The organism is Mesorhizobium sp. M2A.F.Ca.ET.037.01.1.1 (assembly GCF_003998075.1).
GTDB lineage: Bacteria > Pseudomonadota > Alphaproteobacteria > Rhizobiales > Rhizobiaceae > Mesorhizobium.
Genome location: NZ_RZSA01000444.1, coordinates 1 through 5130 on the forward strand (window position 1 = coordinate 1; position 5130 = coordinate 5130).

The 5130-nt window shown below is 63.0% G+C and carries 4 protein-coding genes; 1 reads left to right on the top strand and 3 read right to left on the bottom strand.

The genetic code is table 11. The annotated features are described in order from the left end of the window. The coding region (gene phnE / locus EOA27_RS20970) for a phosphonate ABC transporter, permease protein PhnE (protein WP_127257054.1) at positions 1–1112 on the top strand (1112 nt) is incomplete at its 5' end. 199 nt (positions 1113–1311) lie between these two features. On the opposite strand, the gene EOA27_RS20975 is transcribed toward phnE, so the two are convergent. From EOA27_RS20975 to EOA27_RS20985, 3 genes are all read right to left on the bottom strand, one after another. Further along, on the bottom strand, positions 1312–2163 hold the full coding sequence (locus EOA27_RS20975; RefSeq protein WP_126081139.1) for a sugar phosphate isomerase/epimerase: 852 nt from the start codon (positions 2161–2163) through the stop codon (positions 1312–1314). 226 nt (positions 2164–2389) lie between these two features. Continuing rightward, positions 2390–3577, bottom strand: coding sequence for a Gfo/Idh/MocA family oxidoreductase (locus EOA27_RS20980; protein ID WP_126081138.1), 1188 nt, complete (start codon positions 3575–3577; stop codon positions 2390–2392). A 142-nt stretch (positions 3578–3719) separates the two neighbouring features. Further along, entirely contained in the window at positions 3720–4775 is a 1056-nt protein-coding gene (locus EOA27_RS20985) for a sugar phosphate isomerase/epimerase (protein ID WP_126081137.1), read from the bottom strand. Between the last annotated feature and the right edge of the window lie 355 nt (positions 4776–5130).

Below are 5130 nucleotides of genomic sequence, written 5' to 3' on the forward strand. Positions count from 1 at the left end.
CGCCGAAATATCCGCGCTTCTCGGCGCTCGGCGAAAACCCCGATCCCGATTGGGTGATCAAGAATGCCGATGGCACCTACACCGTCCAGATCGACGGCGACGCCAAATCCGTCACCTTCGACAAGACCAAAGAGACGATCACGGCCAACGGCCTGACCGTGCCCATCGCGCTGACCGGTGGCAAGCCGGTGGTGACAGGTCCGGTGCCCGACTGGGTGACCGTCCATGACGACGAGATCGTCGCCAAGCTAGGCTTTGCCGGCGAGGTGCGTGTCACCGTCGACCGCGTCAAGGTGCGCAAGCGCTTCCTCGGTTGGGCGAATTTCGTCTTCGATACGCGCTCGCCCTTCTTCGGCAAACCCTATAGCGAAGTCATCTCGCTGATCGTCTCCGGGCCGGAACTCAAGCCCGGTACGTCGAACCTGGCTTTGGCCGCCGACAATTTCTGGAACAACGCCCAGTGGCAGCATGGCGATGTCTGGACGAAGCTCTTGCAGACCATCGTCATGGCGTTCCTTGGCACATTGCTCGGCGGCATCGTCGCCTTCCCGCTTGCCTTCTTTGCCGCCCGCAACATCACGCCGAGCGGCGTTCTGAGCCAGGTGCTGAAACGCTTCTTCGATTTCATGCGCTCGGTCGACATGCTGATCTGGGCGCTGTTCTTCACCCGCGCCTTCGGCCCCGGCCCGCTGGCCGGCAGCGCCGCGATCTTCTTCACCGAGATCGGGACGTTGGGCAAAACCTATTCCGAGGCGCTGGAGAACATTGACGACAAGCCGCGCGAAGGCGTGCTCTCGACCGGCGCCAACGAGATTTTGGTGCAACGCTACGGCGTGCTGCCGGAGGTGGTGCCGGTCTTCATCAGCCAGACGCTCTACCAGTGGGAATCGAACACCCGCGGCGCCACCATCATCGGCGCCGTCGGCGCCGGCGGCATCGGCCTGAAATTGTGGGAAGCGATGCGCACCAATTCGAACTGGGCCAACGTCTTCTACATGGTGCTTTTGATACTGCTCGTCGTCTTCATCTTCGACAACATCTCAAACGTCTTGCGCCGCCGGCTGAGCCGCACGCTGCATGATTATAATCGGCTGCAGGCCGAGCAGGGGTAGTTTCGCGCCTTCGTCATCCACGGGCGGAGCAAGGAGCGGAGCGACGCGCGCAGACCCGAGGATCCATGCCGTTACCTAAGCCGTAGAGTGCAGCGGTGCAGAAGTCTGCATCGTTGCGGAGCGTCGACGTCACGGAATCCTCGGGTCTCCGCGTCCGCTTCGCTCCCGCTCCGCCCGTGGATAACGAAGAGAGAGTCGCTTACGCCGCCCCCTTCCAGCCGTCCCTGATATGCCTATACCCCTCGCGATAAACCGCCTCCGGGCTCTCCGCGAAATCCCGCCACACCTTTGTCGCCGCAGCCAGATCCTTCAGCGAGCGGCCGAAGGACTCGATCGTCAGCCAGTCGTCATAACCGCTTTTGCGGATGGCGGAGAAAGTCTCCTTCCATGGAATGTTGCCGCGCCCCGGCACCCCGCGGTCGTTCTCCGAAATGTGGACATGGACGATATTGCGGCGATGCTTCGTGTAGGCGCCGATCGGATCGGCCTCCTCGATATTGGCATGGAACGTGTCGTACATCGCCTTGATGTGCGGCCGGTCGATCGCATCGATATGCTCGCACAGATCGGCCATGGTGTTGACCAGATAGCATTCGAAGCGGTTGAGCGCCTCCAATCCGATGGTCACGCCCTTCTTGCCGGCATGGTCACCGATGGCGCGCTGCGAGGCGATCGAGCGCTTCTTCTCGGCAGAAGTCGGCCCGCTGCCGGAAAAGGCGCCGAGCGTCGAATGCAGCGGCCCGCTCAGCGTGTTGGAGCCAAGCGCCGCGCTGCAGTCGATCGCCCATTTCATGTAATCGATACCGGCCTTGCGCGCGGCGGCATCCGGCGAGATCAGGTTCATCGCCGGATCGCCCATCGCCGAGACCGCGGTGCGCTCCAGGCCGATGCGGTCGAGCATCTCGCCCAACCTTTTGTAGTCGTCAGGCGCGCCGGCAAAGACCGGTATCTCGACGCCGTCGAAACCCGTCGCCTTGATGTCCTTCAACAGCGTCACATCCTTCTTCGAGACGCTGGTGGTCCACAAGAACATGCACATGCCGATTTTCATCGACACCCCTCCCCGCTTGCGGCCAGCCATTTGCGTTGGCGGGCCGCACTCCCCCTCATCCGGCCGCTTTCGCTGCCACCTTCTCCCCGGCGGGGAGAAAGAGGTTGTCGTCGGCGCCGGCGCCCTCCTCTCCCCTCGGGGAGAGGTCGGATTGCCCCGAATTGCGTTTGCAATTCGGCTGGCAATCCGGGTGAGGGGGACTCCCCCTCAGACGACGCAGCCGTCCCTAGAGCTTCGTCCACGCCCCATTTTTCTTCGACGACTTCACGCAGGCCTCGATGAAGGCCATGCCTTCGACGCCGTCCTCGATCGTCGGGAAAATCACATCCTTGCCCGGCTTGCCGCCCCTTCTGCGTGCCGCCCGGATTGCGCGGGCGGCCTCCTGGTAGATGTTGGCAAAACCTTCGAGATAGCCTTCCGGATGTCCGGATGGCACACGGGTCACACGCGCCGCGACCGGCATCGCGCCGGCGCCGGCCCGGGTGAGCAGCTGCTTCGGCTGGCCGAAAGGCGTGTACCAGAGATAGTTCGGGTCGGCCTGCACCCATTCCAGCCCGCCCTTCGAGCCATAGATGCGCAGCTTCAGCCCGTTCTCATGGCCGGGCGCCACCTGGCTTGCCCAGATCATGCCCTTGGCCGGATGCTTGTTGCCGACCGGCTTGAAGCGCAGCATGACGTTGACATTGTCGTCGAGCTGGCGGCCCGGCACGAAGGCGTCGAGGTCGGCCGACAGAGAATCCAGCTCCAGCCCCGAGACGAAACGGGCAAGGTTATAGGCATGCGTGCCAATGTCGCCCAGCGCGCCGCCGGCGCCCGCCTGCTTGGGATCGGAGCGCCACGAGGCCTGCTTCTGACCGGTGGCGGCGAGATCCTCGGTCAGCCAGTCCTGCGGATATTCCGACTGCACGATGCGGATGTCGCCGAGTTGGCCCTTGGCCACCATCTCGCGCGCCTGCCGGATCATTGGATAGGCGGTGTAATTGTGGGTGAGCACGAACACCTTGCCGGTCTTCTCGGCCAGCGCGGCAAGCTTCTTCGCCTCGGCGAGCGACGTCGCCAGCGGCTTGTCGCAGATGACATGGATGCCGGCCTCGAGGAAGGCCTTGGCCGCCGGCACGTGCACATTGTTGGGCGTGACGATCGCCACCGCCTCGATGCCGTCGGGACGCTTGGCTTCGGCCTTGGCCATCTCGGCATAGGAGCTGTAGCTGCGCTGCGGATCGAGCCCCAGTTCGGCGGCGGAAGCCTTCGCCCGTTCCGGGTTCGACGACAGCGCGCCGGCGACCAGCACGAAATCATTGTCCATGCGCGCCGCGATGCGGTGCACCGCGCCGATGAAGGCGCCTTGCCCGCCGCCAACCATGCCGTAGCGGATCGGGCCGCCTCCCGTTTCCGACTTCGATGCGCCGACCATTTTTCGTCCTCTCCTCTTGGCTGCTCACCCTCCCCCTGCGGAGGGCCGACGCACGGCGTCGGGGCGGGGTATAAGGGTCCGCCGCGGCTTTGAATTCAACCCCGCCCGGACCCGCTGTCGATCTTCCAGGGAAGTTCGCGGGTCAAATCCCCATCATCGCCCGCAGCAGCTTTTTGTCGGTCGTGCCGGCGGCGAAATCGTCGAAAGCCTTCTCGGTCACCCTAATGATATGGTGCTGGATGAAGGGCGCGCCTTCGGCTGCGCCGTCCTCGGGATGCTTCAGGCAGCATTCCCATTCCAGCACCGCCCAGGAATCGTAATTGTACTGGGTGAGCTTGGAGAAGATGCCGCTGAAATCGACCTGGCCGTCGCCCAGCGAGCGGAAGCGGCCTGCCCGGTTCACCCAGCCCTGATAGCCGGAATAGACGCCCTGCCGTCCGGTCGGATTGAACTCGGCGTCCTTGACGTGGAAGGCCTTGATCCGCTCGTGATAGATGTCGATGAATTCCAGATAGTCGAGCTGCTGCAGCAGGAAATGCGACGGATCGTAATTGATGTTGCAGCGCTTGTGGCCGCCGACCGCGTCGAGGAACATCTCGAAGGTCACGCCGTCGAACACGTCCTCGGAAGGGTGGATCTCGTAGCCGACATCGACGCCATTGTCCTCATAGACATCGAGGATCGGCTTCCAGCGTTTGCCGAGCTCGCCGAAGGCTTCCTCGATCAGCCCGGCCGGCCGCTGCGGGAAGGGATAGAGGTAAGGGAAGGCCAGCGAGCCGGTGAACGACACGGAAGCATTAAGCCCGAGATTGCGCGATGCCTGGGCGCCGAACTTCATTTGTTCGACGGCCCATTGCTGGCGCGCCTTGGGATTGTTGTGCACCGATGGCGGCGCGAAGCCGTCCATCTGCGCGTCATAGGCAGGATGCACCGCCACCAGTTGCCCTTGCAGGTGCGTCGACAGTTCCGTGATCTCGACGCCCGCGTCGGCGCAGATGCCTTTCACCTCGTCGCAATAGGCTTTCGACGAGGCCGCCTTCGCGAGGTCGAACAGGCGTCCGTCCCAGGTCGGGATCTGCACACCCTTGTAGCCGAGCCCGGCCGCCCATTTGGTGATCGAAGCCAGCGAATTGAACGGTGCGGCATCGCCCGCGAACTGCGCCAGAAACAGGCCGGGACCCTTCATCGTCGTCGGCATCGGCATCCTCCCTCTCTTGTTTTCGTGACCAAGCATAGCGCCAATTGGAGCGAGGGCCAGCCTGTTTGGTCAGTCCTGACGGCATCTGAACGCCATGTCATTCTGGTATTACCAAATCCCGTAGTTCGGTCAAGCGCCTGAAAAGCTGGAAGAAGCCTCGGACCCGCAATTGGAAATGCGAAATTACCTTATTAAATCATGGCATTGTCCGGCGCGGTCGGCTTCCTCTGCCCACTTCTTGCCGCGCAGGAAAATTTGCTGTAGACGTCATGCCAGGCCCAATTGGTCGAACCAGTTTCGAGGAAAACCTGGCAACGCCTTGGGGAGGAAACGTGCGGCCGCCTCTGTTCGAGGC

What these genes read in the sequence shown, in the direction of transcription:
- EOA27_RS20975 (WP_126081139.1), bottom strand. Translation starts at nt 2,163, where the DNA reads ATGAAAATCGGCATGTGCATGTTCTTGTGGACCACCAGCGTCTCGAAG.
- EOA27_RS20980 (WP_126081138.1), bottom strand. Translation starts at nt 3,577, where the DNA reads ATGGTCGGCGCATCGAAGTCGGAAACGGGAGGCGGCCCGATCCGCTAC.
- EOA27_RS20985 (WP_126081137.1), bottom strand. Translation starts at nt 4,775, where the DNA reads ATGCCGACGACGATGAAGGGTCCCGGCCTGTTTCTGGCGCAGTTCGCG.